This window comes from Pseudonocardia phyllosphaerae, assembly GCF_046546475.1.
In the GTDB taxonomy this organism is placed as follows: domain Bacteria; phylum Actinomycetota; class Actinomycetes; order Mycobacteriales; family Pseudonocardiaceae; genus Pseudonocardia; species Pseudonocardia phyllosphaerae.
Map to the genome: position 1 here is coordinate 19876 of NZ_JBKGXS010000006.1, position 26223 is coordinate 46098.

22 protein-coding genes are annotated in these 26223 nt (G+C 74.6%); 16 read left to right on the forward strand and 6 right to left on the reverse strand.

Annotated elements, in window-relative coordinates; translation table 11 throughout:
- Positions 1-33 precede the first annotated feature (33 nt).
- Positions 34-441 carry a hypothetical protein gene (locus ACLE50_RS13830; RefSeq protein WP_410943925.1) on the reverse strand — a complete coding sequence of 136 codons (408 nt, stop codon included), beginning with the start codon at positions 439-441 and terminating at the stop codon, positions 34-36.
- 151 nt (positions 442-592) lie between these two features.
- On the reverse strand, positions 593-1345 hold the full coding sequence (locus ACLE50_RS13835; RefSeq protein ID WP_410943926.1) for a tetratricopeptide repeat protein: 753 nt from the start codon (positions 1343-1345) through the stop codon (positions 593-595).
- A gap of 235 nt (positions 1346-1580) precedes the next feature.
- Here ACLE50_RS13835 and ACLE50_RS13840 point away from each other — a divergent pair, with 235 nt between their 5' ends.
- Positions 1581-3461 (forward strand): primary-amine oxidase, encoded by a 1881-nt coding sequence (locus ACLE50_RS13840; RefSeq protein ID WP_410943927.1) that lies wholly within the window; start codon positions 1581-1583, stop codon positions 3459-3461.
- A gap of 11 nt (positions 3462-3472) precedes the next feature.
- Here ACLE50_RS13840 and ACLE50_RS13845 read toward each other — a convergent pair whose 3' ends face one another.
- Positions 3473-4126 (reverse strand): GOLPH3/VPS74 family protein, encoded by a 654-nt coding sequence (locus ACLE50_RS13845; RefSeq protein ID WP_410943928.1) that lies wholly within the window; start codon positions 4124-4126, stop codon positions 3473-3475.
- Between the two features lie 161 nt (positions 4127-4287).
- Between ACLE50_RS13845 and ACLE50_RS13850 the strand changes: the two genes are divergently transcribed.
- From ACLE50_RS13850 to ACLE50_RS13865, 4 genes are all read left to right on the forward strand, one after another.
- Positions 4288-6012 carry an APC family permease gene (locus ACLE50_RS13850; RefSeq protein WP_410943929.1) on the forward strand — a complete coding sequence of 575 codons (1725 nt, stop codon included), beginning with the start codon at positions 4288-4290 and terminating at the stop codon, positions 6010-6012.
- 190 nt (positions 6013-6202) lie between these two features.
- A complete protein-coding gene (locus tag ACLE50_RS13855) occupies positions 6203-7483 on the forward strand; it encodes a sensor histidine kinase (protein ID WP_410943930.1) in 1281 nt (426 codons plus the stop codon).
- Positions 7484-7500: 17 nt separating this feature from the next.
- Entirely contained in the window at positions 7501-8151 is a 651-nt protein-coding gene (locus ACLE50_RS13860; RefSeq protein WP_458788555.1) for a response regulator, read from the forward strand.
- 91 nt (positions 8152-8242) lie between these two features.
- Positions 8243-8923 (forward strand): vitamin K epoxide reductase family protein, encoded by a 681-nt coding sequence (locus ACLE50_RS13865; protein WP_410943932.1) that lies wholly within the window; start codon positions 8243-8245, stop codon positions 8921-8923.
- A gap of 24 nt (positions 8924-8947) precedes the next feature.
- Here the strand turns inward: ACLE50_RS13865 and ACLE50_RS13870 are convergent, their stop codons facing one another.
- Positions 8948-9148, reverse strand: a complete 201-nt coding sequence (locus ACLE50_RS13870; RefSeq protein WP_410943933.1) for a hypothetical protein — start codon at positions 9146-9148, stop codon at positions 8948-8950.
- A 187-nt stretch (positions 9149-9335) separates the two neighbouring features.
- On the opposite strand from ACLE50_RS13870, the gene ACLE50_RS13875 reads away from it, so the two are divergent.
- Positions 9336-9968, forward strand: a complete 633-nt coding sequence (locus ACLE50_RS13875; protein WP_410943934.1) for a L,D-transpeptidase — start codon at positions 9336-9338, stop codon at positions 9966-9968.
- On the opposite strand, the gene ACLE50_RS13880 is transcribed toward ACLE50_RS13875, so the two are convergent.
- A complete protein-coding gene (locus tag ACLE50_RS13880; RefSeq protein WP_410943935.1) occupies positions 9923-10444 on the reverse strand; it encodes an ATP-binding protein in 522 nt (173 codons plus the stop codon). The genes ACLE50_RS13875 and ACLE50_RS13880 overlap by 46 nt on opposite strands.
- A 190-nt stretch (positions 10445-10634) precedes the next feature.
- On the opposite strand from ACLE50_RS13880, the gene ACLE50_RS13885 reads away from it, so the two are divergent.
- The 3 genes from ACLE50_RS13885 to ACLE50_RS13895 all read left to right on the forward strand — a co-directional run bounded on the left by ACLE50_RS13885 (position 10635) and on the right by ACLE50_RS13895 (position 14066).
- Positions 10635-11738, forward strand: coding sequence for a glycosyltransferase family 4 protein (locus ACLE50_RS13885; RefSeq protein ID WP_410943936.1), 1104 nt, complete (start codon positions 10635-10637; stop codon positions 11736-11738).
- A 64-nt stretch (positions 11739-11802) separates the two neighbouring features.
- Positions 11803-13053 (forward strand): hypothetical protein, encoded by a 1251-nt coding sequence (locus tag ACLE50_RS13890; RefSeq protein WP_410943937.1) that lies wholly within the window; start codon positions 11803-11805, stop codon positions 13051-13053.
- 134 nt (positions 13054-13187) lie between these two features.
- The gene (locus tag ACLE50_RS13895; RefSeq protein WP_410943938.1) at positions 13188-14066 is read left to right on the forward strand and encodes a class I SAM-dependent methyltransferase; all 879 of its coding nucleotides are present in this window, start codon (positions 13188-13190) and stop codon (positions 14064-14066) included.
- 55 nt (positions 14067-14121) lie between these two features.
- Here ACLE50_RS13895 and ACLE50_RS13900 read toward each other — a convergent pair whose 3' ends face one another.
- Positions 14122-15633 (reverse strand): PucR family transcriptional regulator, encoded by a 1512-nt coding sequence (locus ACLE50_RS13900; protein ID WP_410943939.1) that lies wholly within the window; start codon positions 15631-15633, stop codon positions 14122-14124.
- 90 nt (positions 15634-15723) lie between these two features.
- Between ACLE50_RS13900 and ACLE50_RS13905 the strand changes: the two genes are divergently transcribed.
- From ACLE50_RS13905 to ACLE50_RS13935, 7 genes are all read left to right on the forward strand, one after another.
- Positions 15724-17238, forward strand: a complete 1515-nt coding sequence (locus ACLE50_RS13905) for a CoA-acylating methylmalonate-semialdehyde dehydrogenase (protein ID WP_410943940.1) — start codon at positions 15724-15726, stop codon at positions 17236-17238.
- A 108-nt stretch (positions 17239-17346) separates the two neighbouring features.
- Positions 17347-18708, forward strand: a complete 1362-nt coding sequence (locus ACLE50_RS13910; RefSeq protein ID WP_410944169.1) for an aspartate aminotransferase family protein — start codon at positions 17347-17349, stop codon at positions 18706-18708.
- Positions 18705-19955: a M20 family metallo-hydrolase gene (locus ACLE50_RS13915; protein ID WP_410943941.1), complete on the forward strand. Its 1251-nt coding sequence runs from the start codon at positions 18705-18707 to the stop codon at positions 19953-19955. Before ACLE50_RS13910 ends, ACLE50_RS13915 begins: the two co-directional genes overlap by 4 nt.
- A 122-nt stretch (positions 19956-20077) precedes the next feature.
- Complete coding sequence (locus ACLE50_RS13920; RefSeq protein WP_410943942.1) at positions 20078-22537, forward strand: glycerol-3-phosphate 1-O-acyltransferase; 2460 nt, start codon at positions 20078-20080, stop codon at positions 22535-22537.
- Positions 22524-23987: an HAD-IB family hydrolase gene (locus ACLE50_RS13925; protein WP_410943943.1), complete on the forward strand. Its 1464-nt coding sequence runs from the start codon at positions 22524-22526 to the stop codon at positions 23985-23987. Before ACLE50_RS13920 ends, ACLE50_RS13925 begins: the two co-directional genes overlap by 14 nt.
- Complete coding sequence (locus ACLE50_RS13930) at positions 23984-25417, forward strand: wax ester/triacylglycerol synthase domain-containing protein (RefSeq protein WP_410943944.1); 1434 nt, start codon at positions 23984-23986, stop codon at positions 25415-25417. The genes ACLE50_RS13925 and ACLE50_RS13930 overlap by 4 nt, the downstream gene beginning before the upstream one ends.
- Entirely contained in the window at positions 25414-26217 is an 804-nt protein-coding gene (locus tag ACLE50_RS13935; protein ID WP_410943945.1) for an alpha/beta fold hydrolase, read from the forward strand. Before ACLE50_RS13930 ends, ACLE50_RS13935 begins: the two co-directional genes overlap by 4 nt.
- Positions 26218-26223: the final 6 nt, after the last annotated feature.

The following is a 26223-nucleotide window of genomic DNA, read 5'->3' on the forward strand; positions in this document are numbered from 1 at the left end:
GACGCCGCGCTCCCCGCGACGAAGATCGACCGATCAGGCCGGACGGTGCGGCGTCCCACAGAGGCTGTGCCAGTACGCGCCCGCCTCGGCGTCGGTCATCTCGGTGCGGACCTCGGCGGCGGCGGGCTCGCCGAACCGGCGCCGGAGCGCCTTGCGGGCGACCTTCTCCGCGCGGGCCGCGAGCTCGCCGTCGGTCAGGTCCGACGCGGTGCGCAGCACACCGACGAACGCGTAGCGGGCGGGGCCGCGGCGCGGGAACGGCCCCGTGCCGTCGGCCAGCGACAGCTCGGCGGTGATCGGGCGCTTCGCGTGCTCGTGCAGGGCCCGGGTCAGCTCGGCCTCCACGGTGGGGGCCTCGACCCCGGCGGGGGCCGTCACGCGGACGACGGCCAGTACGGCGCGGTACCCGTCGCTGCGGACGGTCTCACACGGCGCGGTCACGGTGCTCGCTGCTCCTCTACGGTGGCCCCGGCGACGGAGGCCCGGTCGGTCCGGGTCGTCGATCGGGCTGTGCCCGGCAGGGACTCGTCGAAACCCGGCGGAACGTCACGAACCGGTGAACAGCGACGTGCGACGGTGCACGCTCACGGCCTCAGGGCAGGGCGGGCAGCCGGCCGGTGGGCCACTCGAAGAACATCGGCGCGGTCAGCTCCCGCGGGTCCGACGCCCGCTGGGCGTCGGCGAGGGCGGCCCGGCACTCGGTGAGCAGCGCGGTGATCGTCCGCAGGACCGGGTGGTCCGGGGCGAGCACCCGCTGCGCGGTCCCGGCCGTCGCGGCCAGCAGGCCGACGGCGCCGCGCAGGTCGCCGTCGTCGGCCCGGGCCAGGGCGAGCCCGGTGCGGGAGGTGAGGGTGTCCGGGTGGGCGTCGCCCAGGACGCGGGCGCGGCGGGTGAGGACGTCCTCGTAGCGCCGCACGGCCTCCTCGGGCCGGCCGGTCACCCGGTGGGCGGCGGCCAGGGCGTCGGCGGCGGCCAGGGTGATCGGGTGGTCGGGGCCGAACACCTGCTCGCGGCGCTGCTCGGCGCGTGCGGCGAGTGCCAGGCCGCGCGTCTCGTCGTCGCCGAGCAGGTAGGCCACGGCCAGCGACCCCTCGACGACGAGGGTGTCGGCGTCGGCCGGGCCGAGGTCGCGGCGGGCGCCGGCCAGGATCTCCTCCAGCCGGCGGGTCGCGTCGGTGAGTGCGGCGCCGTCTCCGTCGCGGGCGGCGGCGCGCACGGCCGTCGCGGCGCGGTCGTGCCGTTCGCGCAGTGCGCCCCGCCCGCCGCCGGAACGACGCTCGACGGCGGCGCTCTCCCGCAGGAACGGGGAGCCGGTGAACAGGTTCCCGAGATCACCGATCGGCACGACTGCCTCCTCCGGTGGTTGGTCGGTGCGTCCGCCTCTACTCCGAGTGGACTACACCGAATATCACTCATCGTATCGAATGAACAACGAGTGAACCACACTGACCAGCGACGAACCCGCGCGGGAGGTGCACACCACTCCCGTTGGTGACTGTCCGTGTTCCCGAAGGGGACCGGGGGTCATGATCGGAGGGGGTCGCGGGCCGGGCCACGGCGCCCGTGCCAGAGTCGGCCGCATGACCCACCCCCTGGCCCGGCTGACCGCCGCCGAGATCGATGACGCCCGCGCGCTGCTCGACGCGCACGGCCTGCTGGGGGAGGGGGTCCGGTGCACCGTGCTCGCGCTGGAGGAACCCACCCGCGCCGAGGTCGCCGCGTACGACGGTGCCGGGGTGGACGGGGGCGGGGGGTCCCTCGACAGGCGGGTCCGCGCCGTCCTGCTCGACGCGACGACCGGTGCCGCCCGCACCGTGCTCGCCTCGCTGACCCGCTCCGCGGTCGACGCCGACGTCGTCCACGACCCGGCGACCGACGGCCAGCCGCCGATCACCGGTGAGGAGATGGAGGGCGTCGACGCGATCGTCAAGGCCGACGAGGGCTGGCGGGCCGCGATGGCCGCGCGCGGGATCACCGACCTCGACCTGGTCTGTGCCTGCCCGCTCTCGGCCGGGTCGTTCGACCTGCCCGGCGAGCGCGGCCGCCGGATGCTGCGGGTGCTGTCGTTCCTGCAGCACCGCCCGGACGACAGCCCGTGGGCGCACCCGGTCGACGGCGTCGTCGCCTACGTCGACCTCGTCGAGCGCCGGGTCGTCGAGCTCGTCGACACCGGGGTGGTGCCGGTGCCGGAGGAGGAGGGCAACTTCGGCGACGGCCCGTACCGCGAGTCGCGCCGCCCGCTGCACATCACCCAGCCCGAGGGGCCGAGCTTCACCGTCGTCGACGACGAGGTCGTGGAGTGGGAGGGCTGGCGGTTCCGGATCGGCTTCGACCCGCGCGAGGGCCTGGTGCTGCACGAGGTGTCGATCGCCGGGCGCCCGGTCGCGCACCGGATGGCCGTCGCCGAGATGGTCGTGCCCTACGCCGACCCGTCGCCGGTGCGGTTCTGGCAGAACTACTTCGACGCCGGCGAGTACCTGCTCGGCCAGCAGGCCAACTCCCTCGAGCTGGGCTGCGACTGCGTCGGCGCGATCACCTACTTCGACGCCGTCGTCGCCGACCCGGACGTGCGGCCGCGGACGATCCGCAACGCGATCTGCCTGCACGAGGAGGACGACGGCGTGCTCTGGAAGCACACCGACATCTTCACCGGGCAGCACGCGACCCGGCGCCGCCGCCGGCTGACCGTGTCCTTCTTCGCGACCATCGGCAACTACGACTACGGCTTCTACTGGCACCTGTACCCCGACGGCGCCGTCGAGCTGGAGGTCAAGTCCACCGGCGTCGTCTTCACCGGCGCCTACGACGAGCGCGCGTCCCGCTGGGCGACCGAGGTGGCGCCCGGGCTGGGCGCGCCGTACCACCAGCACCTGTTCTGCGCCCGGCTCGACCTGACCGTGGACGGGCCGCGGACCAGCGTCGACGAGCTCGACGCGCACCGGGTGCCGGTCTCGGCGGAGAACCCGTGGGGCAACGCGTTCGACCGGACGGTCACGCCGGTGGAGACCGAGGCCGGGGCCGGCCGGTTCGCCGACGCCGGTGCCGGTCGGGTCTGGCGGATCGCCGCGGCCGAGGCCCGCAACCGGTTCGGCCACCCGACGGCCTACGTGCTGGAGCCCGAGGAGGGGCCGGTGCTGCTCGCCGACGAGGCGTCGTCGATCCGGGCCCGCGCGGCGTTCGCGACCCGGCACCTGTGGGTCACCGCCTACGACCCGGCGCGCCGCTACCCGGCCGGGGAGCTGGTCAACCAGCACGGCGGGGGAGCGGGCCTGCCGGAGTGGGTCGCCGAGGACCGGCCGGTGCGCGACACCGAGCTGACCCTGTGGCACACCTTCGGCGTCACGCACTTCCCGCGCCCGGAGGACTGGCCGGTGATGCCGGTGGTGTCCTGCGGCTTCCGGCTCGCGCCGTCGGGGTTCTTCGACCGGAACCCGACGCTGGACGTGGCGCCGGGCAGCTGAGCCCGGCCGGGTCAGCGCTGGACGGTCAGGCTCACCGCGGCGGCGGTCTCGGCCAGCCCGGTGCGCAGCCGGTTCAGCGGGGCAGGCAGGTGGGCCGCCGCCTCGGCCGCGACCGACCGCGCGGTGGCGCGGTCGACGTCGGGCTCCAGCAGCTGCTCGACGCCCAGTGCGCCGAGCTCGACGAGGGTCCAGGCGCCGTGGAGGGTGAAGGTGCCGGGCAGCCGGACCATCTCCCGCAGGGCGGCGACCGGTGCGTGCACGGTGACCGGGTCGGTGACGTCCAGCCGCGGACGGCCGCGGCCGAACAGTCCCCGCTGCCGGCGCGAGGCGAGCACGCCGTCGCGGACGAGGCGGTTCTCCACGGCCTCGAGCACCGGCGGGCCCAGCGCGTCGATCCAGGCGCGCACCGGATGTGCGCGGGGCTCGTGGGCGACGCTGTCGAGGACCAGCACCGCGGACTCGTCGTCGGCGCGGTCGGCGGGCGCGCGCCCGGTCCGCTCGACGGCGCCGGCCTCGGTGACGGTCAGCGCGCCGTCGGCGATCAGGTCGGCCAGCTCGGCGCCGACGACGCCGCACGCCAGCAGCCCCGGGTGCAGTCCCGGGCGGCCGGCGGCCTCGTCGAACGCGACGAGGTAGAAGCCCGTCGCCAGGTCGCCGTGCCTCATCGGACCTTCCGATCTCAAGATCGACAGTAGCGCTGAGTTACTGCTCGACTGCTTTCGGCGGACATTTTCCCAGTTCGCGGTACACCCTACTCGATCGTTATCACGCACCGTTACTCTGACGGATCATTGCTCGTTGCACCGACCATGATCTGGAGCCGCGCATGACCGCGCCTGCGACCGCGGACCGGGCCGTCCCGGGCCTGCGACGGCGACGCCTCGGCGTCGTGCACCTGGTGTTCTTCACCGTCGCCGCGTCCGCCCCGCTGACGGTGCTCGCGGGCGGTGTCACCACCGCCTACGCGGTCGCCGGGAACGCGGGTGTGCCGCTGGCGTTCCTGCTGGTCGCCGCGGTACTCGTGCTCTTCGCCGTCGGCTACGCGGCCATGAGCCGGCACGTCGCGAACGCGGGCGCCTTCTACGCCTACCTCGCCCGCGGGCTCGGCCGCCCGGCCGGTGTCGCCGGGTCGTTCGTGGCGCTGGTGTCCTACAACGCGATCCAGATCTCGCTCTACGGCCTGTTCGGCTCCACGCTGTCCGACCTCGTCGCCGAGTACGCCGACCTGCGCATCCCGTGGTGGGCCTACGCCGTGATGATCATGGGTGTCGTCGGGCTGCTCGGCATGACCCGGGTCGACCTCAACGCCCGGGTGCTCGCCGTGGTGCTCGTGGTCGAGGTGCTCGTGGTCGTCGGTTACGACGTCGCCGGCTTCTCCCACCCCGCGGGCGGGGCGGTGCCCTCGGCGCCGCTGGAGCCCGCGACGCTGTTCGCCTCCGGGATCGGCGCGGTCATCGCGTTCACCGTCGCCTCGTTCACCGGGTTCGAGTCCAGCGCCATCTACGCCGAGGAGGCCAAGGACCCGCGCCGCACCGTGGCCCGCGCGACCTACGCCGCCGTGCTGTTCACCGGCGTGTTCTACGCCGTGTCGGCCTGGGCGATGGTCGCCGCCACCGGGACCGCGCAGCTGCAGGAGCGCGCCGGGTCCGAGGGGCCGGGCCTGGTGTTCGGCCCGCTCGGGGAGATGTTCGGCCCGTGGGCCGCCGACCTCGCCGCCGTCCTGCTGCTGACCAGCGTGTTCGCCGCGCTGCTGAGCTTCCACAACGGCGTCGCCCGGTACCTGTTCGCGCTCGGCCGGGAGCGGGTGTTCCCGGCGGCGCTCGCCACGGTCGGCGCCCGCTCCGGCGGGCCGGTGGCCGGGTCGCTGGCGCAGTCGGCGCTGGCCTTCGTGGTCGTGCTGGCGTTCGCACTCGCCGGGGCCGACCCGATGCTGTCGCTGTTCGCCTGGTTCTCCGGGCTGTCCGCGCTCGGCGTCGTGCTGCTGATGGCGGGCACCTCGCTGGCGGTGCTCGGGTTCTTCCGCCGGGACCGCCGCGCCGCGTCCGGCACCTCGGTGTGGGCGCGGCTGATCGCGCCCGCGCTGGCGACGGTGCTGCTGGTGGCGGTGTTCGTGGTGCTGGTCGGCAACTTCGACGCGCTGCTCGGCAGCGACCCGTCGTCGCCGGCGCGCTGGGTGCTGACGGTGCTCGTGCCGCTCGCCGCGCTGGCCGGGGTGTGGTGGGCGCGGCGGCTGCGCCGCACCCGTCCGGACGTCTACGACGGCATCGGCGGCGGCGCCCCGACCCCGGACGGCGTCGAGCAGGCCACCGGGGGACCTGCGGTCTACCGGCGCCGCTCCGGCGAGGTCGGTCCGGCGGACCGGATCGGGGCCGGATCCCCCGTGCCGGGCTCCGCCGATGCAACGGGCTCGACGGGTTCCGGGGACGGCTCCGGGGCCGAGGAGCCGCCGGACACCACTGCCTTCCCGCTGCCCGCGCAGGTACGCGGGAGCACCGGCGGCGATATTGGAAGCGACGACGAGCACACCACGCAGCTACCCCGGGTCGACTGACGCACCGCCTCATCCCGCGGTCGGACACCGGAGATCGTTCCGTGCTCCGACGCGGAAGGCGGGCCCCGGGCGGCAGGGTCGCGACATGAACTCACGCGAGGTGTCACGCAGGGGTCCGGCCGGGCCACCCACCGGAGACGGTGGATCATGGTTCGCCGAGAGGGCGACGGCCGGATCTGCGGGAGGTGCGATGACCGGGGCACACCGGCCGTCGGCGATCGAGCGCTGTGTCGCCTTCACCCGGCGCAACCCGATGATCGTCGACGGTGTGCTGGCGCTGGTGCTGCTCGCGATCGGCGCCTACTGGATCGAGATCGGGAAGGGTGTGCGGGCCGACAGCCACCTGCCCGCCTACCTCGCGGCGGTGCCGGCGACCGTGCCGGTGGCGTTCCGGCGGGTGTACCCGGTCCCGGCCGCGGTGGTCACTGCGGTGGTCTGCCTGGTCACGGTCTTCTCCTACATCGGGAGCGGCGCGATCCTGCTGCCCGCACTGGTCATGGCCTACTCGGTCGTGGCTTACGGGCCCCGCTGGGCACGGTGGGCCACCGCCGCGGTGCTGGTGCTCGGCATGGTCGGCCCCCTGGTGCCGATGGTCGTGGGCTACGCGCTGCGGGGATCGTTCGAGCTGAACCCCGAGAGCGTCTCGGGCGCCATCCTCGCCGGCGTCCTGGCGTTGCTGGTGGTGGTCTGTGTGCTGCTGTTCGCCGCGATCCGCTCGGCGAACCTGCGCTTCCACCAGGAGCAGGCCGAGCGGTTGCGGCTGCTGGAGGAGGGGCGCCGCCAGGAGGTCCGCCTCGAGCTGCTCGCCGAGCGCTCCCGCATCTCCCGCGAGGTGCACGACGTCGTCGCGCACTCCCTGTCGGTGATCATCGCCCAGGCCGACGGCGGAATGTTCGCCGCGCAGCGCGACCCGCAGAAGGCCGTCGACGTGCTCGGCGGCATCGCCGACACCGGCCGGGACGCGCTCGGCGACGTCCGCGGGCTGCTCACCATGCTCCGCGACCAGAGCCCGTCCGGCCCCGACGGCACCGACGCCGACGACCCGTCGCGCCCGCAGCCCGGTACCGCCGACATCCCCGCCCTGGTCGAGCAGACCCGCGCGGGCGGGCTCCCGGTCGAGCCGACCGTCACCGGCACGCCGCAGGACATCTCCTCCGGTGCCGGGCTGGCCGCGTACCGGGTGGTGCAGGAGGCACTGACCAACGTCGTCAAGCACGCCGGCCCGGCCACCCCCACGCACGTGACCATGGCCTGGACCGGCGACGAGCTGACCGTCGACGTCCGCGACGACGGCACCGGCACCGGACGGCGCCCCGACCTGCCCCGCGGCGGGCACGGCCTGGTCGGGATGCGCGAGCGCGCGGCGCTGCACGGCGGCTCCGTCGAGACCGGGCCGCTGCCTGAGGGCGGGTACGCCGTCCGGCTGCGGCTGCCCACCACCCCCGCCCCGGCGAACCGAGGAGAACGGTGACCGACCCCGTACGGCTGATGCTCGTCGACGACCAGGAGCTGGTGCGCACCGGCTTCGCGATGGTGCTCGACTCCTGCGACGACCTGACCGTCGTCGCGCAGGCGGGCGACGGCGAGGAGGCTCTGGAGCTGCTCGGTACGACCGCGGTCGACGTCGTCCTGATGGACGTGCGCATGCCGCGCCTCGACGGGATCGAGGCGACCCGGCGCGCCGTCGCCGCGCACCCGGACCTGCGGGTGCTCGTGCTGACCACGTTCGACCTCGACGAGTCGGTGACCGCGGCCATCGGTGCCGGGGCGAGCGGGTTCCTGCTCAAGGACGTGAAACCGCAGGGGCTGATCGAGGCCGTGCGGACGGTGTACCGCGGCGACTCGGTCATCGACCCCGTCTCCACCCGGCGGCTGCTGCGCGCCACCGCGCCGCTGCTCACTGCCCCGTCCGCGGCTCCCGCGGCCGGGCGGCCCGCCGCGCTCGACGAGCTGACCCCGCGCGAGCGCGAGGTGCTCGGCCTCGTCGGGCAGGGCCGGTCGAACTCCGAGATCTGCGGGGACCTGTTCGTCTCCGAGGCGACGGTGAAGACCCACATCGGGCACCTGCTCGCCAAGACGGAGTCGCGCGACCGGGTGCAGCTCGTCGCGCTGGCGTTCCGGGCCGGGCTGGTCAGCTGAGGGGAGCACGGTGGCCGCACCGGCGGTTCACCGTGCGGCGGTACCCTCCCGGTGTGTGCCTCGTGAACGTGCAGCGGACGGGAGAGCGGTGATGGCCTCCTCGACGGACGCCGGCGCCACGACCCAGCAGATCGGCCGGATCCCCGACCGCGACGAGCCGGACGGTGTCGCGCAGGTCCCCGGCCCGGTGCCGCGGTTCCTGCCCTGGCTGCTGGTCGTCGGCGGTGCGATCGGGCTGGCGGCCGCGCTGTCGCTGTCCTACGAGCGGGTCCAGCAGCTCATCGACCCGAACTACGTCCCGGCGTGCAGCCTCAACCCGGTCATCTCCTGCGGGTCGGTCATGTCGACGCCGCAGGCCGCGTTCTTCTGGGGCGTGCCCAACTCGATGCTGGGCATCGCGGCGTTCGCCGTCGTCGTCACCAGCGGCGTCGTGCTGCTCACCGGCGCCCGGCTGCCGCTCTGGTACTGGGCCGGGCTGACCGTGGGCGCGATCCTCGGCACCGTCTTCGTGCACTACCTGATCTTCCAGAGCATCTACCGGATCGGTGCGCTCTGCCCCTGGTGCATGGGTGTGTGGCTGGTGACGATCCCGATCGCCTGGTACTCGCTGCTCGCCACCGCCGACCGGGCGGGCGACCGGCTGCCCGGGCCCGCCCGGTCGGTGCTGAACGCGGTGAGCGCCTACCACGCGGTCCCGGTCGTGCTCTGGTACCTCGTGGTCGCCACGCTCGCGGTGACGCGTTTCTGGGACTACTTCTCGACGCTGCTCTGATCGACGCTGCTCTGAGCCTGCGGGTCAGCGGTCCTCGTCGTCGTCCAGGCCTGCCTCGCGCAGCTGGTCGACCAGGTCCGCCGGGTCGGCCTCCACCCCGTCGGGCAGACGGGAGAGGTCCACGATCTCCTCGACGTCGTCGGGGACCGCGGGACGGGCCTGATCGGCGGCGTCCGCGGGATCCGCGTCGGCAACCGCGTCGGTGAGTCGGCTGTCGGGGCGCATCGGCTCTCCTTCGTCGTCGGGGCACGTGCACGGCGTGCACGCTGATGGCCCGGCGGGATACCCACCGTCGCCCGGCGGCATGCACCCCGTCCCCGGCAGGTGTGGCCGGGCTCACCGGCGTCCCCGATCCGGGTCGAACCGGGGTGTGCTCCCCGGGCCGCGCGGGTGAGGTAGTACGGTCGCAGCCGTGAAGGTGAGGCGGGGCACACGTTCGGTCTGGGAATCGCGGCCGAGCGGGCGGCACCGCGCGGCGCCGCTGCCGCGCAACCACGGACGGGTCGGCATGCTGGTGCTCGGCATCGTGCTGGTCGTGGCCGGGGTCGGCAGCATCACCGCCGTCGCCTCCGGGATGACGCCGTCCACCCGCCCGACCGCGGCCATGCAGCTGCAGCCCGTGCCCGCCGCCGCGCCGGCGCCGCGCAGCTCCGCCGTCACCCGGCCCGAGACCAGCCGCTGCCCGTCGACCGGGGCGTGCGTGGACCTCGGCCACCGGACGGCCTGGATCCAGCGCGCCGGGAAGATCGTCTACGGGCCGGTGCCGATCAGCGTCGGGCGCGAGACCGGGCAGCGCGCCCCCGGGCCGGACTCCTCGGCCACGCCGACCGGTTCCTACGAGGTCACCCGCCGCGTCGCCGACGGCTGGAGCAACGAGTTCAACCAGCCCATGAAGTGGGCCGTGCACTTCGCGCCGGGAGGCATCGCCTTCCACCAGGGCGCGCTGACCGCCGGGTCCAACGGGTGCGTGCATCTCGGGCCGACCCCGGCGAAGGAGTTCTACGACCGGCTGCCCGTCGGCAGCGACGTGTTCCTGTTCTCCTGATCCGCCCGGCGGGCACCGAACCGGTGCGCCGTCCGCTGCGCCGGCACCGCGGGCGCCGGTTGCGCGGGGGTGTCGGGATCCGGGCCCAGCTCGGCCCACGTCGTCTTGCCCGTGCGATGCCGGTAGATGCCCCAGCGGCGTGAGATCGTCCCGACCAGCTGCAGGCCCCTGCCCCGGTGCGCACGGGGGTCGTGCGGGCGGGTCTCGCCGGGCACCGTCGAGCCGTCGTGCACCGCGAGCCGGACGGCGTCGCCGCGCACCCGGGCGGTGACGATCATGGGCGTCCCGGCGTGGTCGACGCCGTTGGCCACCAGCTCGTGCAGCACCAGTACCGCGTCCTCCACCACCGGCTCCGGCAGCAGCGGGCGCAGGAACCGGGCCAGGCCCTGCCGTGCCGTCCGGCACGACTCCGGTTCGGGTGGCAGCCGCACCAGCCACGACGGGTGGTGTCCGTGCTCGATCCTGCGTTCGATCACCGCCGCCTCCCCTCCTGCTCGTGCCGGCGTACCGGCGTCCGTTCCGTGCCGCATGCGAGGTACCCCCTGCGCACGCCCCGCACACACCCGGCACCCGGCCGGGGTCGTGCCGGAGGCGTAGAGTCGTCCGGACCGACGCGTAGAGACCACTGCGCGTGCCCATCCCGGCGCGCACACGTGGAGGCTCCGCTTGGCCACGCCTGTTTCCCCGCACGAGGTGCACATCGCACTCGTGCACACCCCCGACCATCCGGCCGACCCCGCCGGGACCGCCCGCACGGCGGATGCGCTGGCCGCGGCAGGCCACCGGGTCCGGCTGCTCACCGACCGTCCCGCCGGGCCCGGCACCGACGGCGTCCGGAGCGGTCCGCTGCCCGCCGCCGCTGCCCCGGGCGCGCTGCCGGACCTGGCCGCGGCGTGGGCGGGCGACCCGCCGGACGTCGTGTACGCCCTCGGTGCCACCGCCGCCGCGACGGCGCTCGCCACCGGTCTCCCGGTCGTGCAGGCCGCCGTCCCGGGCGGGCCCGTCCCCGTGCCCGGCGCGGACCGGGTGCTGGCCGCGAGCGAGGACCAGCACACCGACCTGCTGGTCCAGGGCGTGCCGCGATCCCGGCTGCGCACGATCCCGGCCGCCGTGGACACCGATGCGTACGCCCCGGCCGGGGAGTCGCTGCGCCGCGGCGACCGGTCCCGGATCGTCGTCGACGGTGCACTCGGCCGCGGCGACGGGCCCGGCGCGATGATCGCCGCGCTGCCCCGGGTGCCCGCCGCGGAGCTGCTCGTGGCCGGCGGGCGCACCGGGCCCGACGAGGACCGCGACCGGCTCTTCGCCGCCGCCCGCGACCTCGGCGTCGCCGCCCGGGTGCGGTTCCTCGGGCCCGTCGAGGGTGCGCTGCTCGCGCGCCTGCTGCGCTCCGCCGACGTCGTCGTCGCCGCGGCCGGGCACGACGTCCCGGCCGATCCCGTGCTGCGCGCCATGGCCTGCGGCCGCCCGGTCGTCGCGTCCGCAGTGGGGGCGCTGCGCGACGTCGTCGTCGACCGGGTGACCGGGGTGCACGTGGCGCTCGGTCGACCCGCGGAGCTGGCCGCGACCGTCCGCGCGCTGCTCGCCGACGACGGCGTCCGGACCGGCTACGGCATCGCAGGCCGCGACCGCGCCCGCTCCCGCTTCGGTACCGCCCGCATCGCCGGGCAGCTCGCCGCGGTGTGCGCCGAGCTCCGCGACGCGGACGTGCCCGACGAGTCCGAGGTGGACCCGCCGGTCACCGGGGACGCGACGGCCGCACGTGGCTGACCGCGACGCCCCGTCGGGGTGGCCGGTGCTGCACGCCGCCGGACCGGCACCTACGGTCCCGCGGGTGAACGCGCAGTCCTCCCCGTCGTCCCCGCAGGCCTCGTCGGCCTCGTCGGCCTCGTCGGCCGAGCCCTGCACCGTGCTGGACCTGGTCGCCGACCCCGGCCTGCCGACCGAGCTGGCGACCCGGCTCGCCGAGCGGCTGCCCGGGCGCCTGGACCGCGACGGCGACGGCCGCTGGGAGGTCCGCGTCTCGGACCAGAAGATCACGCTGGACGACCGGGGCGCCCTGCCGATGCTCGACATCGGTGACCGCGCCCGCGAGCGCGACGGCGCCGACGCCGTCGTCCTGCTCACCGACCTGCCGCGGCGGGCGGGGGAGCAGCCGGTCGTGGCCGACGCGGGCACCGGGCACCGGGTCGGGCTGGTGTCGCTGCCGGCCCTGGGTGCGGTGCGCCAGCTCGGCCGGGCCGAGGACACCGTCGTCCGGCTGGTGACCGACTACCTGTTCCCGGCGCAGGACCGCGCCCGGGTCGGGCAGGACGACGACGCCGGCCGCGCCGGCACGCTCACCCGGATCTCCCCGGAGTCCGGTGGCGAGCGCGCCGAGGACGACCAGGACTCCGGCAGCGCCGGCGTCGAGGACGAGGTCGACGTCCGGCTGGGGCTCTCCGGGCTGCGCGGCCGGTTGCGGCTGCTCGCCGGGATGGTGCGCGCGAACCGGCCGTGGCGGCTGGTCCCGAGCCTGTCCCCGGCGATCGCCGCGGCGGCAGCCGGGGCCGCGTTCGGCATCTTCTACTCCAACATCTGGCAGCTCGCGACGGTGCTCGGCACGGCCCGGCAGGTCGTGGTGCTGCTGCTGGCGCTGGTCGGCATGACCGCATGGCTGATCCTCGACAATGGCCTCTGGGAGCGGCGCCGGGACCGGGCACTGCGCGAGGAGGCACTGTTGTCGAACCTGACGACGGTGCTCACGATCGGCGCCGGCGTGACGATCATGTACGCGTTGCTGTTCGTGATCTCGCTGGTCGCGGCCGGGCTGGTCGTCCCACCGCACTACCTGGGCACGACGCTGTCCCGCCCGGCCGGGTTCGACGACTACCTGATGATCGCCTGGCTCTCGACGTCGATGGGCACCGTCGCCGGCGCGCTCGGCTCCGGCTTCGCCGACGACGGCGCCGTCCGCCAGGCCGCGTACAGCCGCCGGGAGCAGGAGCGCCGCGCCCGCCTCGACCGCGAGGACGAGGCCCGGAACGGTGAGGAGGCCGACACCGGGGCCGATGAGGGCGACGATCCGGAGCGCCCCGGGCAGTGACACCGTGTGCCCGTGACGTGGCTCACTGTGACGGGCCGGGTTGTCGACCAGGTGTCCGTTCCGTCGTGCGCCACGCGGGTGATCATGCGCAGAGCCCCTGAGCATTCCTAACGACGGCGCCTACCGTGGCGATCATGCGCTCTCTCGACGACCAGTGGGACATCACCAGCAGCGTCGGCGCCACCGCGCTGGCGGTCGCGGCCGGGCGGGCCACCGAGTCACGCCGCGACGACGCACTCGTCACCGATCCGCTCGCGGAGGCGTTCGTCGCCGCGGCGGGCAACCGGGCACTCGCCACCCGGTCCGACGACGACGCGGACTGGAAGATCCAGTCCGGCTACATGGCCGTCCGGAGCCGGTTCTTCGACGAGGCCCTGCTCGCCGCCGCCGACACCGGGGTCCGGCAGGTCGTGCTGCTCGCCGCCGGGCTCGACGTCCGCGCGCTGCGGCTCGACTGGCCGTCGGGCACCACCGTCTACGAGGTCGACCAGCCGCAGGTGCTGGACTTCAAGCAGCAGGTGATCAGCGAGCAGGGCGCCGCGGTGCCCCCGGGCACTCGCCGGACCGCGGTCGCGGTCGACCTGCGCCACGACTGGCCCGCCGCGCTGCGCGAGGCCGGGTTCGACCCCGCGCAGCCGACCGCGTGGCTGGCCGAGGGGCTGCTGCCCTACCTGCCGCCGGAGGCCGAGGAACTGCTGTTCGACCGGGTCCAGGAGCTGTCCGCGCCGGGCAGCCGGATCGCCGTCGAGCACTTCGGGGACTGCGTCGACCGGATCGCCGAGCACCCGCGCTTCCGGTCGCTGACCGAGACCTTCATCGGCACCGACATCCGGGCCCTGTTCTTCGACGGCGAGCGCCCCGAGTCCCCGGACGCGCGCCTGGCCCGCATGGGCTGGACCGTCGAGTCCACCGACGCGGCGACGCTCGGTGCGCGCTACGGGCGCCCGCTGCACCCCGACCTCACCGAGACGTTCGGGCTCGCCGAGCTGCTGTCGGCCGACCTGCCGGGCTGAGGACCGGGCCGGGCCGGGAACCGGGCGGGGCTGCGCGCGGGTGCCGCCGGTCCGGTCAGCGGCCGGGCGCGGCGAGCAGCGCCACGTGCACCGACGTCCGCACCTCGGGGTCGGTGAGGTCGGCGCCGACGAGCTCGGACAGCTTCGTCAGCCGCGCGTAGGCGGCCGGGCGGCCGGTGCCGATCCGGCGGGCGAAGTCCGCGACCACCCCGCCGGCAGCGACGAACGCCCGCAGCCCGGCGAGCGCGCGGTCCCGTTCGGGGCCGGGCAGGTCCAGCACCGGGCCCAGCTCGGCCTCGACGAACCCGAGCAGCCGCGGGTCGTCGCGCAGCCGCCACACCAGGTCCCGCACGCCGAGGTCGGCCCGACGGTGCACGACGGCCGGGTCGGCGTCGGCCGGCGCGGTGGTGGCGGCCCGGGCCGCGGCGACGTCGCGGGCCTCGCGCAGCAGCTCCGGGAGGCGGGCGAATGGTCCCGGCCCGGCCAGTGCGACGGTCGCCGCGGGCAGCCCGGACGGTGCGGGCGCGGTGCCGGGCAGCAGCAGGGTGACCGCGCCGTCGTCGGTGGTCGAGGCGAGCACGGGGGAGCGGACCGCGGCCTCGCGCAGCGCGGCGAGCCCGGTGCGCGCGGCGGGGACGGCCCGGACCACGGTGTGCTCGCCTGCGGTGTCGAGGCCCAGTGCGCGGGCCCGTACGGCGAGCCGGTCCAGGACGGCCGGGGTGGCGGCGAGCAGGTCGTCGAGCAGCTCGGAGCGGGCCGCGCGGATCAGCGCGACGGGCCGGTCGGCGCCGTCGGGGGCCGGGACCGACAGCGCGTCGGCGGCGTGCGCGAGCACGGTCGCCTCCCGCGCCGCCGCGTCGTCCGACGCCCGCGCCGGGGTCACGATCCGCCCCCACGGCGCCCCGGGCGGCCCGACGGTGCGGCTGGTCCAGCCCTCCGGCCCGGCGCCGTCGCCGGTCGGGGCCAGCCGCGAGCGGCCCGCCCAGTCGCGCAGCTCGGTGCCCGGGTCCCCGCCTGCGACGACCAGCGCCCGGTGCGCGAGGTCCTCGAGCACCACCGGCCGCCCGAGCAGCTCGGCGGCCTCGGTGACCACCCGCGACGCACTCGCCCCGTGCACGGTCAGCCCGCGGAACGCGGCGCCGACCTGCTCGGCGAACAGCGCCCGGTCGTGCTGGACGTGCAGCAGCCGCCCGAGCACGGTCTCGATGACCTCGGCGAACCGGATCACCCGGGAGATCTCCACCAGCGGGAACCCGGCCGTGCGGGCGGCCTGGACGAGCCCGTCGGGCAGCGTGGTGAGCTGCTGGCCGAGCTCCACCAGCAGGCCGACGGCGCCGGCCTCGCGCAGCGCGTCGACGTAGCGGGTCGTGTTGGTGGTCGGGTCGATCAGCGGCAGCCCGACCGACAGCACGAACACCCCCGGCGAGAGCGTCCCGGCCGGTTCGGCGAGCTCGCTGACGTGCACCCAGCGCACCGGGGTGTCCAGCGCGGGCCGCCCGGCGCGCACCGCGGGCATGCCCTGCGCGACGACGGGCAGGGCGAGGACCTCGGCGATCGTGGGGTGCACGAGGGGCACTGTACGGACCGTATCCCCGCGTGGTTCGGGCGAGACGAATCGTACGGTCCGTGGGGCGGTGGGAACCCCGACGATCGAGCCATGACGACGACCGCACCCGCCGACGTCCGGACCCTGACCCACTGGGTCTCCGGAGCCGCCCTCCCCGGATCCGGGGACCGCTTCTCCGACGTGACCGACCCCGCCACCGGTGCGGTCACCGCCCGCCTGCCGCTGGCCTCGGCCGCCGAGGTCGGCGACGTCGTCGCCGCCGCCCGGTCCGCGTTCCCCGCCTGGCGCGACACCTCGCTGACCAAGCGCACCCAGGTCCTGTTCCGGTTCCGCGAGCTGCTCAACGCCCGCGCCGGTGAGCTGGCCGAGCTGATCACCGCCGAGCACGGCAAGGTCGCCTCCGACGCCGCCGGTGAGGTCGCCCGCGGCCAGGAGGTCGTCGAGTTCGCGTGTGGCATGCCGCACCTGCTCAAGGGCTCGGCCACCGAGAACGCCTCCACCGGCGTCGACGTCGCCTCGATCCGCCAGCCCCTCGGCGTGGTCGGGATCATCTCCCCGTTCAACTTCCCCGCCATGGTCCCGATGTGGTTCTTCCCCGTCGCGATCGCCGCCGGGAACACCGTCGTGCTCAAGCCCTCGGAGAAGGTGCCCTCCGCCGCACTGTGGATCGCCGAGCTCTGGCGCGAGGCCGGCCTGCCCGACGGGGTGTTCAACGTCGTCAACGGCGACAAGGAAGCCGTCGACGCGCTGCTCACCGACCCCGACGTGAAGGCCATCTCCTTCGTGGGATCGACCCCGATCGCCCGCTACGTCTACGAGACCGGCACCGCGCACGGCAAGCGCGTGCAGGCCCTGGGCGGGGCGAAGAACCACATGGTCGTGCTGCCCGACGCCGACCTGGACCTCGCCGCCGACCAGGCCATCAACGCCGGCTTCGGCTCCGCCGGGGAACGCTGCATGGCCGTCTCCGCGCTCGTCGCGGTCGGCGACATCGCCGACACCCTGGTCGACAAGATCGCCGAACGCGCCCGCGCGCTGCGCACCGGCGACGGCCGCCGCGGCTGCGACATGGGCCCCCTGGTCACCCGCGCCGCGCAGGACCGTGTCACCGGCTACGTCGAGGCCGGCGAGGCCGAGGGCGCCACCGTCGTCGTCGACGGCCGCGTCGACACCTTCGACGCCGACGGCGAGGGCTTCTTCGTCGGCCCGACGCTGCTCGACCACGTCACCACCGACATGAGCGTCTACACCGACGAGATCTTCGGCCCCGTCCTGTCGGTGCTGCGCGTCGAGAGCTACGACGCCGCCGTCGACATGATCAACGCCAACCCCTACGGCAACGGCACCGCCCTGTTCACCTGCGACGGCGGCGTCGCCCGCCGCTTCCAGAACGAGGTCGAGGTCGGCATGATCGGCATCAACGTCCCCGTCCCGGTCCCCATGGCCTACTACAGCTTCGGCGGCTGGAAGAACTCCCTGTTCGGCGACACCCACGCCCACGGCACCGAGGGCGTGCACTTCTACACCCGCGGCAAGGTCGTCACCACCCGCTGGCCCGACCCCAGCCACCGCGGCGTCGACCTCGGCTTCCCCACCAACGGCTGAGCAGCCCCACCGCAGAGCACCAGCACCGCCACCGGAAGGGACCCGATCATGACCGCACTCGACGACCGCACCGACTCCGAGGCCGGCGCCACCCCGGACGCTCCCGCGATGAGCCCGGCCGCCGAGGCCGCGGGCAAGCACCTCTGGATGCACTTCGCCCGCATGCACGGCCGCGACGGCGCCAACCCGACCCCGGTGATCGCCAAGGGCGAGGGCGTGAACCTGTGGGACGACCGCGGCCGCCGGATCCTCGACGGGCTGGCGGGGCTGTTCGTCGTGCAGGCCGGGCACGGCCGCCGCGAGCTGGCCGAGGTCGCCGCCAAGCAGGCGTCGGAGCTGGCCTTCTTCCCGGTGTGGGGCTACACCACCCCGCCCGCGGCGGAGCTGGCCGAGCGCCTCGCCCACCTGGCCCCCGGTGACCTGAACCGGGTCTTCTTCACCTCCGGTGGTGGCGAGGCCGTCGAGAGCGCCTGGAAGGTCGCCAAGCAGTACTTCAAGCTGCGCGGCAAGCCGCTCAAGCACAAGGTCATCTCCCGGATGACGGCGTACCACGGCACCCCGCACGGGGCGATGGCCATCACCGGGCTCCCGGCGATGAAGAAGGACTTCGAGCCGCTGGCCCCGGGCGGGTTCCGCGTCCCGAACACCAACCTCTACCGCCACCCCGAGTTCGACGGCGACGCCGAGGCGCTGGCCCGCTGGGCCGCCGACCGGGTGGAGGAGATGATCCAGTTCGAGGGCCCGGACACCGTCGCGGCGGTCGTCATGGAGCCGGTGCAGAACTCCGGCGGCTGCCTCACCACCACGCCGTCGTACTACCGGCGGGTCCGCGAGATCTGCGACAAGCACGACGTGCTGATGGTCTCCGACGAGGTCATCAACGCGTTCGGCAGGCAGGGCCACACGTTCGCCTGCGAGAAGTTCGGCTACACCCCGGACATCATCACCTGCGCCAAGGGCATGACGTCGGGCTACGGCCCGCTCGGCGCGATGATCGCCTCGGAGAAGGTCATCGAGCCGTTCCTGGAGCCGGGCGTCACGTTCCCGCACGGCTACACCTGGGGCGGGCACCCGGTGTCGGCGGCGGTCGCGCTGGCGAACCTGGACCTGATGGAGCGCGAGGGCCTCAACCAGCGGGTGCTGGACAACGAGGGCGCCTTCGGCGACACCCTGCGCAAGCTGCTGGACCTGCCGATCGTCGGCGACGTCCGCGGCGACGGGTACTTCTGGGCGATCGAGCTGGTCAAGGACCAGAGCACCCGGGAGACCTTCGACGCCGCCGAGCGGGAGCGGCTGGTCAAGGGCTTCCTTCCCGGCGCGCTGTTCGAGAACGGTCTCTACGCCCGCCCGGACGACCGCGGCGACGTCGTCATCCAGCTGGCGCCGGCGCTGATCGCCGGGCAGGCCGAGTTCGACGAGATGGAGCAGATCCTGCGGCACACGCTGACGCAGGCCCAGGAGATCCTGTGACGCTCCACCCCTACGCGGAGTCCGTCCTCGACGACTTCACCGCGCTGTCCGCGATCGGCGCCACCCCCGCGGGTGGCGTCGATCGGCAGGCCGGTACCGCCGAGGACGGGGCCGCACGGGAGTGGCTGCGGCGCTGGCTGTCCGAGCGGGGCTTCACCGTCGCCGTCGACCGGATCGGGAACCTGTTCGGGCTCTACGAGCTGGTCCCCGGCGCGCCGTACGTGCTGGCCGGGTCGCACCTGGACTCCCAGCCGCGCGGCGGCCGGTTCGACGGCGCCTACGGGGTGCTCGCCGCCGCGCACGCGGCGGCGCGGCTGCGCGACCTCGACGGGGCCCGCTACAACCTGGCCGTCGTCGACTGGTTCAACGAGGAGGGCTCCCGCTTCACGCCGTCGATGATGGGCAGCGGCGTGTTCACCGGGAAGCTCCCGCTGGACACCGCGCTGGCCACCACCGACCCGTCGGGCGTCGCGGTGGCCGAGGCGCTCGATTCCCTCGGTGAGCGCGGCACCGGCGACGTGTTCGGCGAGGGCACCGGCCGCACGGCCGCGGGCTACGCCGAGATCCACATCGAGCAGGGCCGCGAGCTCGACAAGACCGGCACCACACTCGGGCTCGTCGACTCCACCTGGGCGGCGAGCAAGTACGAGCTGGTGGTGCACGGCGCGCAGGCGCACACCGGTGCGACCGCGATCGCCGACCGCAACGACGCGCTCTACGGCGCCGCGCTGGCCGTGGTGTTCGCCCGCGAGCTCGCCGACCGCCACGGCGAGGACCTGCACACCTCCTGCGGGCGGCTCACGGTGGTGCCGAACTCGCCGGTCGTCGTGCCACGGGAGGTGCACCTGCACCTGGACCTGCGCTCGCCGTCGGACGACCTGCTCGCCGAGGCCGACGCGGCGCTGCGCAGCCGGCTCGCCGAGATCGAGATCGAGGCGGACGTGACCGTCGAGCGCCGGGTCGCGCACGGCTGGAAGGGCCACGTCTACCACCCCGAGGGCGTCGAGCTGGCCCGGTCGGTGACCGAGGACCTCGGGGTGTCGTCGATGACCGTCCGGACCCGCGCCGGGCACGACTCGACGAACATGAAGGACGTCGTCCCCACCGTGATGCTGTTCGTGCCGAGCGTGGAGGGCATCTCGCACGCGGAGGGCGAGTTCACCCGCGACGAGGACCTCGTCGTCGGCGTCGACGTGCTCACCGAGACGCTGTCGCGGATGGCCCGCGGGCACCTCGACGGCGGCTGAGCGCTCGCAGGTGACGACCCGGTCTCACCCCACGCTCTGCTGTTGTTCATGAACGCTGCGGTAACTTAGGTTGTGGCCGGCGAGCGCCGCAGCGCGGCGGGGCGGGCCGAACGGGGGCATGCATGACGGCGCAGGCGCGCACCGGGGGCCACGAGGTCGTCGTGACCCAGGCTCGGTCCGGCACCGAGCGGCAGATCCTGCAGCGCTGGGTGGACGAGCACCATCCCGGCGCGCGGGTCGTCCGGCTCACCGAGGGCACCGAGGTTCCCGCCTCGCTCGGCCAGGCACTGCACGGCGACAGCCCCGGCGACGCCGAGACCGTCATCGTCCCCGCCCGGGTCACCTGGGTGACCCCGGAGACCGCAGAGCCCGGTGCGGTCCGCAAGCTGCGCGGGCTGGCGACCACCGCCGTCATGCGGATGGCGTGGCGGCCCGCGCACCCGGCGATGGCGGCCGTGCGCCCGGACGCGGCGAAGGTCGTCGCGGGGGAGTCCGCCACCGTCGCCGACCTGGTCGACCGGTTCGTCGCGCAGGAGAACGGCAGCCCCGGCACCTCCGGGTTCGCCCGCTTCGTGGCCCGCCAGGCCGTGCTCGCCTGCGACCGTGCCGAGCGGCGGCTGCTCGGTGACCGCTACAAGGTCCCGCGCCGGATGGTCGAGCAGATCACCTCGGCGTCGCGGTTCCCGGCACTGGTCGCCCGGCTGTCGGGGACGACCGGCCTGCCCGCGCCGGAGGTCGAGCACAAGCTCGCGGACTGCCTGCAGGAGATGGCCGCGGTACAGAGCCCGCCTGCCATCGACGCGTTCCGGGCGATGATGGGCCCGCTGCACTCGAAGGCCTGGGAGGTCCTGGTCGACGAGTCCGGCCTGGAGCGGCTGCGCGAGCTCAACAAGGAGCACGCGCTGGTCTTCCTGCCCAGCCACCGGTCCTACGCCGACCCGCTGCTGCTGGCCGAGGTCCTGCACGACCGCGACTTCCCGCGCAACCACGTGCTCGGCGGCAACAACCTGGCGTTCTGGCCGATGGGGGCGCTCGGGCGCCGCGCCGGGATCGTGTTCATCCGCCGCAGCTTCGGCGGCGACACCATCTACAAGGCCGCGATCACCGAGTACCTCGGGCATCTGCTGGCGAAGCGGTTCAACCTCGAGTGGTACATCGAGGGCGGCCGCAGCCGCACCGGCAAGCTGCGCCGCCCGCGCTTCGGGCTGCTGCACTACCTGGTCGCCGCGCTGGAGGAACGCCCGAAGCTCGACGCGATCCTGGTACCGGTCTCGATCGTCTACGACCAGCTGCACGAGGTCGGCGCGATGGCCGCCGAGCAGCGCGGCGGTGCGAAGAAGGCCGAGGGCCTGGGCTGGCTCTACCGCTACTTCCGCGACCAGCGCCGGCACATCGGCACCGCTCGCGTCCGGATCGCCGAGCCGTTCTCGCTGCGCTCCGCGCTCGCCGACGCCGGTGAGGGCTCGGCGCAGCTGGAGAAGGTCGCGTTCCGGGTGTGTGCGGGCATCAACCGCGCCACCCCGGCGACGGCGACGTCGCTGGCCACGTTCGCGCTGCTCGGTGCCCGGGACCGGTCGCTGACCCTGCAGCAGGTCCGCGAGATCGTCGCGCCGCTGGCCGACTACCTGGAGGCCCGCGGGGTGCCGGTGCCGGTCGCGGAGCTGCGCACCCGGCACGGCCTGCGGATGACGCTGGACCGGCTCGCCGAGGCCGGCGTCGTCACGATCTACGAGGGCGGCACCGAGCCGGTGTTCGGGATCAGCCCGGGCCGCCACCACGTCGCCGCGTTCTATCGCAACGGCGCGCTGCACCACCTGCTCAACCGGGCCATGCTCGAGGTCGCGCTGCTGCGCGCCGGGGACGCCGCGGACGACGACGACCTGATCGAGATCGGCTGGCGCGAGCTGAACCGGCTGCGGGACCTGATGAAGTTCGAGTTCTTCTTCTCCTCGCGTGACGAGTTCCGCGCGGAGATGGTGCGCGAGCTGGACCTGATCGACCCGGCGTGGCGGCAGCGCCGCGCCGGCCCGTCGGACGTGCGCGGGGTGCTGCGCCAGGCACCGCTGCTGGTCGCGCCGGGCGTGCTGCGCTCGTTCGTCGACGCCCAGCTCGTCGTCGCCGACCGGCTGGCCGCGCTGGAGGACGACGCGCTCACCGAGGAGGCCGGGTTCCTCGACGACTGCCTCGGTGTCGGGCGGCAGATGCTGCTGCAGCACCGCCTCGACCGGGAGGACTCGGTGTCGCGCGAGCTGTACGCGACGGCGCTGCGCCTGGCCGACAACCGCGGCCTGGTCAAGCCCGCCGACGGCAGCTCCGACGGGGCACTCGTCGCCCTGACCGAGCGGCGGCGGGCCTGGCGCGACGAGGTCGCCGGGGTGATCGAGGATCTGGCCCGCCTGGGCAGGCTGCAGCGGGCACGCCTGGAGGTCGTACTCGGTGACGGCCCCGAGGTGGCCGATACCGTTGCGGCGCAGGACCACACGGGCACGAACACGGGCATGAACACGACGACGAACACGACCACGGAGCCGGGCGGCGACGCCGCCCGGCGTGCGGAGGGGGACACGGGTGTCGCGAGCTGAGGGCCCGCTCGCCGAGCGGCTGCGGGCGATCCGGGAGGCCCCTGCCGGGCCCGGGACGGTCGCCTACTTCGACTACGACGGCACCGTCATCGACGGCTACTCGGCCGGGGCGTTCTACCGCAAGCGGCTGCGCGAGCTCGACGTCGGGCCGATCGAGCTGGTGCGCACGGTGCTGTCGGGGATGCGCGGCATCCGCACCGACGACGACTTCCGCGAGTTCCTCTCGATCACTCTCGCGTCCTGGAAGGGCCACTCCGAGGACGAGCTGATGGCGCTGGGCCGGGAGCTGTTCAAGGCCGAGATCGCCGGGCAGCTGCACGCGGAGGTGTGGACGCTGGTCGCGGCGCACCAGGAGCAGGGCCACCAGGTCGTGATGGCCTCGTCGGCGACCCGGTTCCAGGTCGTCCCGATGGCCGAGGAGCTGGGCGCGGACCGGGCGCTGGTCACCGAGCTGGAGGTGCGCGAGGGCGTGCTGACCGGCCGCGCCGCCGGGACGACGCTGTGGGGGCCGGGCAAGGCCGCCGCGGTGAAGGACGACGCCGCGACGCACGGCGTCGACCTCGACGTCTGCTTCGGCTACGCCAACGGCACCGAGGACGTCGAGTTCCTGTCCACCGTCGGGCACCCGGTCGCGGTCTCACCGACCGACAGCCTGCGCGCGGTCGCCGCGGAGCGGCACTGGCCGGTGCTCGACTGCGAGCCGCGCGGCGGGCTGTTCCCGACCGTGCCCGACATCGCCCGCACCGCGATCTTCTACGGCGGCATGCTCGGCGGGCTGGCCACCGCCGCCGGGGCCGGGCTGCTGCACGGCTCGCGCCGCCGGTTCGTCGACATGGCCGGCTCGGTCGGCGCGGACGTCGCGTTCGGCCTGGCCGGGATCGACGTCGACGTCGTCGGCGCGGAGAACCTGGTGTCCGCGCGGCCGTGCGTGTTCGTGTTCAACCACCAGTCCAAGTTCGACGTGCCGATCATGATGAAGCTGCTGCGCGAGGGCTTCACCGGTGTGGCGAAGAAGGAGGCGGCGTCGATCCCGGTCTGGGGCCAGCTGTTCTGGGCCGCCGACGTCGCGTTCGTCGACCGCGGCAACACCACCCAGGCCCGGGAGGCGCTGCAGCCCGCCGTGGACAAGCTGCGCGACGAGGGCATCTCGCTGGCCGTCGCGCCGGAGGGCACCCGCTCACCGACGCCGCGGCTGGGCCGGTTCAAGAAGGGCGCGTTCCACATCGCGATGCAGGCCGGGGTGCCGGTCGTGCCGGTGATCATCCGCAACGCCGGGCAGCTCATGTGGCGCGGCGCGCAGACGATCCGCGAGGGCACCGTGCAGGTCGTCGTCGGGGAGCCGATCGACACCTCCGAGTGGGTGCCCGAGCGCGCCGGTCAGTACGCCGAGCAGGTCCGCGACGTCTTCACCCGCACGCTGGCGGCCTGGCCGGGGGAGGACGCCCGATGAGCGACACGCCGCTGACCTGGGGTACCGCCCGGGAGATGACCGCGTTCGAGGCGATGATGTGGCGCGCGGAGTACGACCCGCGCTTCCGGTCGCCGGTCACCGCGATCGAGATCCTCGACGCGAAGCCGGACTGGGAGCGGCTCGTCGCCGCCACCGACTGGGCCACCCGCATGGTGCCGCGGTTCCGCGAGCGCGTCCGCGAGCCGCTCGGCGGGCTGGGCACGCCGTACTGGATCCACGACGTGGACTTCGACCTGCACTACCACCTGCGCCGGGTGCGGATCCCCGGCAGCGGGCCCGGGTTCTGGAACGAGCTGGCGACGATCGCCGAGCAGTTCGCGATGACGCCGTTCGACCGGGAGCGCCCGCCGTGGGAGGCGTTGCTGGTCGAGGGGCTGCCCGGCGGGCGGTCGGCGTTCGTCCTCAAGCTGCACCACGTGCTCACCGACGGCATGGGCGCGGTCCAGCTGCTCGCCCAGCTGCACAGCCGCCGCCGCGAGCACGACGCGTCGAAACCGCAGCCCCCGGCTCCGGCGACCGAGGCCCCCGACCCGCTGGCCGAGGTCGACCGGCTGGTCCGGCGCGAGATCGGGATCGTGCCCGCCGCGGTGCGTGCGACCCGTGACGTGCTCGGTGCGGTCACCCATCCGCTGTCCGCGGTGCGTGACACCTACCGCTGGCTCGGCTCGGCGGTACGGGTGCTGTCCCCGCCGTCGGGGAAGGGCTCGGAGCTGCTGCGCCCGCGCGGGATGTCCTGGCGTTTCGCGGCGCTCGACGTGCCGTTCGCCGACCTCCGTGCGGCCGGGAAGTCGGTGGGCGGAACGTTCAACGACGCCTACGTCGCCGCGCTGCTCGGCGGGTTCCGGCTCTACCACGAGGCGATGGGGCACCCGGTGCCCGCGGCGGGGACGCTGCGGACCTCGGTGCCGGTGTCGGTACGCCGCGACGGGGACACCGAGGGCGGCAACCGCTGGGCCCCGGCCCGGCTGGCCGGCCCGATGGGCGTCGTCGACGCCGCCGAGCGGATCCTCGCCGTCAACGCCCGGATGCGGGCGGCCCGCGACGAGCCGGCGCTGGAGAGCCCGGACGTCGTCGCACCGCTGCTGGCCCGGCTGCCCGGACCGCTGCTCACGCTGGTCGCCGGCGGGTCGACGTCGGGCAACGACCTGCAGGCGTCGAACGTGCCGGGGCTGCGCTCGGACGCGTACCTGTGCGGGGCGAAGATCGAGCGGGTCTACCCGTTCGCGCCGCTGCCCGGCTGCGCGGCGATGGTGTCGGTGGTGACGCACGGGGACACCTGCTGCGTCGGCGCCAATCTCGACGCGGCGGCGATCACCGACCGCGACCTGTTCGCCGACTGCCTGGCCCAGGGCTTCGCGGAGGTGCTCGCACTCGCGCCCGGGAAGGCCGCCGCGGAGGTGGTCGGATGACGACCGTCGAGCCGTTCCACCGGGGCGGGTCCGGCCCGCCGATGCTGCTGCTGCACGGCATGACGTCGTCGTGGCGGGCGTGGAAGCCGGTGCTGCCGATGCTCGAGCAGCACCACGAGGTGTGGGCGGTGACGATGCCCGGCCACGTCGGCGGGCCGCCGCTGCCCGACGAGGCGTTCTCGATCGACGTGATGGTCGACGCGCTGGTGGAGCGGCTCGACGAGATCGGCGTCCCGCGCGACGCGCACGTCGTCGGGAACTCGCTCGGCGGGTGGGCGGCGCTGGAGCTGGCGCGCCGCGGCCGGGCCCGCTCGGTCGTCGCGCTGTCCCCGGCCGGGGCGTGGGCGATGCCCTCGGATCTGTACCGGCTGCTCGCGACGTTCCGGGTCGGCGCGCTGCTCGCGGGGTGGGCGCCGATCCGGCTGCTGGCGTCGTTCCGGCCGCTGCGCCGGATCCTGCTGCGCAGCGTGTCCGAGCACGCCGACCGGTACTCGCCGGAGGACGTCGACATCCTGTTCGACGATCTCGCCGGCTGCACCGCGCTGGACCCGCTGCTGTCCGCGGCGTCGATGGACACCTCGATCGCGCCGTTCGACCACGCGCCCTGCCCGATCCGGATCGCCTGGTCCGGCGCGGACAAGACGATCCCCTACGGCCGCTACGGCCGCCCGATGATGGACGCGGTCCCGGGCGCGGAGCTGGTCGTGCTGCCCGGGGTGGGGCACGTGCCGATGGTCGACAACCCGGCGCTGGTGGCGTGGACGATCCTGCAGCAGACCCGCGACGAGATCGCGTCGTGAGCCGGT

Coding starts and splice junctions, on each gene's coding strand:
- ACLE50_RS13840 (WP_410943927.1), top strand. CDS start 1,581: ATGACCCACCCCCTGGCCCGGCTGACCGCCGCCGAGATCGATGACGCC.
- ACLE50_RS13845 (WP_410943928.1), bottom strand. CDS start 4,126: ATGAGGCACGGCGACCTGGCGACGGGCTTCTACCTCGTCGCGTTCGAC.
- ACLE50_RS13850 (WP_410943929.1), top strand. CDS start 4,288: ATGACCGCGCCTGCGACCGCGGACCGGGCCGTCCCGGGCCTGCGACGG.
- ACLE50_RS13855 (WP_410943930.1), top strand. CDS start 6,203: ATGACCGGGGCACACCGGCCGTCGGCGATCGAGCGCTGTGTCGCCTTC.
- ACLE50_RS13860 (WP_458788555.1), top strand. CDS start 7,501: ATGCTCGTCGACGACCAGGAGCTGGTGCGCACCGGCTTCGCGATGGTG.
- ACLE50_RS13865 (WP_410943932.1), top strand. CDS start 8,243: ATGGCCTCCTCGACGGACGCCGGCGCCACGACCCAGCAGATCGGCCGG.
- ACLE50_RS13870 (WP_410943933.1), bottom strand. CDS start 9,148: ATGCGCCCCGACAGCCGACTCACCGACGCGGTTGCCGACGCGGATCCC.
- ACLE50_RS13895 (WP_410943938.1), top strand. CDS start 13,188: ATGCGCTCTCTCGACGACCAGTGGGACATCACCAGCAGCGTCGGCGCC.
- ACLE50_RS13905 (WP_410943940.1), top strand. CDS start 15,724: ATGACGACGACCGCACCCGCCGACGTCCGGACCCTGACCCACTGGGTC.
- ACLE50_RS13910 (WP_410944169.1), top strand. CDS start 17,347: ATGAGCCCGGCCGCCGAGGCCGCGGGCAAGCACCTCTGGATGCACTTC.
- ACLE50_RS13920 (WP_410943942.1), top strand. CDS start 20,078: ATGACGGCGCAGGCGCGCACCGGGGGCCACGAGGTCGTCGTGACCCAG.
- ACLE50_RS13930 (WP_410943944.1), top strand. CDS start 23,984: ATGAGCGACACGCCGCTGACCTGGGGTACCGCCCGGGAGATGACCGCG.
- ACLE50_RS13935 (WP_410943945.1), top strand. CDS start 25,414: ATGACGACCGTCGAGCCGTTCCACCGGGGCGGGTCCGGCCCGCCGATG.